This window comes from Vibrio sp. 10N.286.49.C3 (assembly GCF_041469545.1).
GTDB lineage: Bacteria > Pseudomonadota > Gammaproteobacteria > Enterobacterales > Vibrionaceae > Vibrio > Vibrio tasmaniensis_A.
Genome location: NZ_JBFRKT010000049.1, coordinates 1 through 1,743 on the forward strand (window position 1 = coordinate 1; position 1,743 = coordinate 1,743).

Here is a 1,743-nt window from a genome sequence, read left to right on the forward strand (position 1 = left end):
TGTGATCACCAAGCGATTCTGTCGTATCGTAACTACCAAGCGACTTTGTCATTCGCTTAATTACCGAGGGAAATTGACGGTCTCTATTTTTACGTAATCCTTTGACTAGTGCTACGAATTAGTCAGGGGTGTATAGGATGATCGTTATGAATACTCAATCTCAGCTTACCGTGGATATCATCGCAAAAGTTGCTCTCGGTAAAATCTCAATTACTAATGCCTCTAAGCTCCTCAATAAGTCTCGCAGAACCATTGAACGTTATCTCAGGCGATATCGCTCTGATGGTATCCGATTTGTGGTTCATGGCAACACAGGAAGGGCACCCGCTAATAAAATCCCCATTACCTTAAAGCAACAAGTTCAAGCTCTTATAAAGGCCAAGTATTACGACTTTAACATGCTTCATCTCGCCGATATGTTAGAGGTATTTGAAGGCATCAAAGTAAAACGGGAGACGCTTCGTACCTGGGCACATGAAATCCATCATGTAAAACGAGCCAAACATCGACGTTCTAAGGTAAGAAGACGACGTGAGCGTATGGAAGCCGAAGGCTTAATGCTGCAAATGGACGGCAGTCCGCACCTTTGGTTCGGTGATAAAAAATCCTGTCTTATCGCCATGATTGATGATGCAACCAGTGAGGTTCATGCGGAGTTTTTTCCTTCAGAAACCACCGAAGGGTGCCTCAAAGTAATGAAAACTTATATCAAGAAAAAAGGGCTTTTTAAGACTCTTTATGTCGATAGAGCGGGCATCTTCGGTGGACCAAAACGTTGCCACTTCTCCCAGATGCAACGAGCCTGTGAAGAGCTGGGTATAGAAATTATTTTTGCCAATTCGCCTCAAGGCAAGGGTCGCATCGAACGTGCTTTTGATACGTTCCAAGATCGTCTAGTCCCTGAGTTAAGGCTGGCTGGGGTTACTGATATGATCAGTGCAAATAACTACCTACAAAATACCTTCATCCCTGAGTATTGGGCAACGACCCTCACAGTCAACGCCAAATTAATGCGCTCTGAGCATACACCCGTTCCGAAGTACCTCAACATTGACGCGATATGTATTCAAAAAGAATATCGAAAAATCCGTCGAGATCATACCTTCAGCTACGCCAACGCAATGTATCAAATTACCTCCCCATTACGGCACTCTATCGTGAGTCAACAAGTCGAACTACGTAAGCAACTTGATGGTGGTTTTACGGCTTATTTTGCCGACCGAGAGTTATCGATTAAAGAGCTTACTGAGCCTAGCTCTAGGAAAGAATACGGAGAAGAGGTTCAGAAAAAGATCGAGGCTATAGAGCTTGCCAATGAGTTAGGGAATGTTAGAGAAGCGGCTCGACAAAGCGGTTGTTCTGTCAAAAGCATTCACAACAACCGTCAATTACTTGAAGCCCATGGCCCACTTGCTTTGAAACGTCTGTATGGTCAATCACACAACAATAATCGCATCGATGAAAAGACTCGAAATATCGTCATCTCATTAACACTCAAATCGCCTCACCTAACCTCTATTAGGATAAGTGGTGAGATGAGAAAGCGTTTTAACATCTCGATTAGTCACTCAACAGTAAGGAACATCTGGCTTGAAGAAAAGCTGAATACAAGAGAATTACGGGAGGCACGTGCCGAGGAATCAATTATCGAATAGAAACTAATCTGCAATAGTGGACTACTATGAATAAAGCAACGACAGAATCCTTCGGTATTTAGACCGTCAACCTCCCTCGGTAATCACA

At 43.4% G+C, this 1,743-nt stretch carries 1 protein-coding gene; it reads left to right on the top strand.

What is annotated here, in order from left to right:
- Positions 1 to 137: 137 nt before the first annotated feature.
- Positions 138 to 1,655 (top strand): ISNCY family transposase, encoded by a 1,518-nt coding sequence (locus AB4180_RS18125; RefSeq protein ID WP_081324582.1) that lies wholly within the window; start codon positions 138 to 140, stop codon positions 1,653 to 1,655.
- The last annotated feature ends 88 nt before the right edge of the window (positions 1,656 to 1,743 follow it).